The 1,271-nt window shown below is 60.5% G+C and carries 2 protein-coding genes; both read left to right on the forward strand.

Translation table 11 applies throughout. The features are described from left to right. On the forward strand, window positions 1–789 hold a 789-nt coding region (locus tag ACXRVY_RS29800), incomplete at its 5' end, for a PilZ domain-containing protein (protein WP_458239050.1). A 41-nt stretch (window positions 790–830) separates the two neighbouring features. Then, a partial coding sequence (locus ACXRVY_RS29805) for a cellulose biosynthesis cyclic di-GMP-binding regulatory protein BcsB (protein ID WP_458239051.1) occupies window positions 831–1,271 on the forward strand: 441 nt, incomplete at its 3' end.

Here is a 1,271-nt window from a genome sequence, read left to right on the forward strand (position 1 = left end):
GTGTTGGCCTGGTACATCATGCGACCGGTACTGTTGGCCCTGATCAGCCCTTCGCTGGGCAAGTTCAACGTGACCGACAAGGGCGGCACCATCGAGGAGGACTATTTCGACTGGAAGCTCGCGCGGCCTTACATCGTCCTGCTGACCTTGAACATGATCGGCCTGGTGATCGGCGTGGTGAAACTGATCGGAAGTGATTCGGCCCAGGTCACGACCCTGCTGATCAACCTGGCCTGGACTGTGTACAACATCATCATCGTCAGCACTGCCGTGGCGGTGGCCACTGAGTCCTCTCAGGTGCGTAACGAACCCCGGGTGCCCGCAGACCTGCCTGTGCGCGTCTATCGCGAAGACGGCACCTCGTTCGATTGCAAAACCCAGGACTTCTCACAAAACGGCGTGGGTCTGGCACTGCCACCGCAGGTTCAGCTCAGCGTCGATGAGAAGGTACGGCTGTGCATTTTGCGCACACCTCCCTCAAGCCTTTTTCCCGCAAGAACGATCTTCAGCAACGACAACGTGACGGGCGTGCAATTCGAGGCTTTGACCCTGCGCCAGCAAAGTGAGCTGGTGCGACTGACCTTTTCACGGGCCGACACCTGGGCCAACACCTGGGGTAACGGCCGCCTTGACGCGCCCATGTCGGCGTTGCGCGAGGTCAGCAGCATTGGCTTGCGCGCCATCCTGCGCTTGTTCGTTGTAACCCTGAAGGACAGCCACGCGCTACTGCGCAAACGCCCGGTCGCTCCATCACCTATTGACTCCACCGCGGACACGCAACGATCTTGAAGCCTTCCACTCGCCAGACCTTTCTTCCTCGTCGCTCACTCATGCTGATCGCCTGCTCGCTAGCGGGCTGGAGCGGCTGTGCCTTGAGTGCTGCCGCCCCAATCAGCGCCACGGACACGGCGCTGATGCCGGTCGCATCGTTGCCGGGGACCGATGCCCCGGGCAACAGCTATACCCGCACCCTCAAGGAGCTGGGCAAAAGCTATTCGATGACCCTTAAAGGCGTGGAGGCTACCGACAGCGTGAATTTCGATGTGCGCGCCGATGAAGTCGTCACGGCTGCGCAGGTCACGCTGCAGTACAGCTACTCACCGGCGCTGCTGGCCGATCTTTCGCAAATCAACGTGCTGATCAACGATCAAGTGGCCGCCAGCCTGCCTCTCCCGAAAGAAGAGGCCGGTAAAGTACAGACCCGGACCGTGCAGATCCCGCCGCAGACCATCACCGAATTCAACCGGCTCAGCCTGCAGTTCATCGGTCAT

Source organism: Pseudomonas sp. P5_A2_2 (assembly GCF_054177685.1).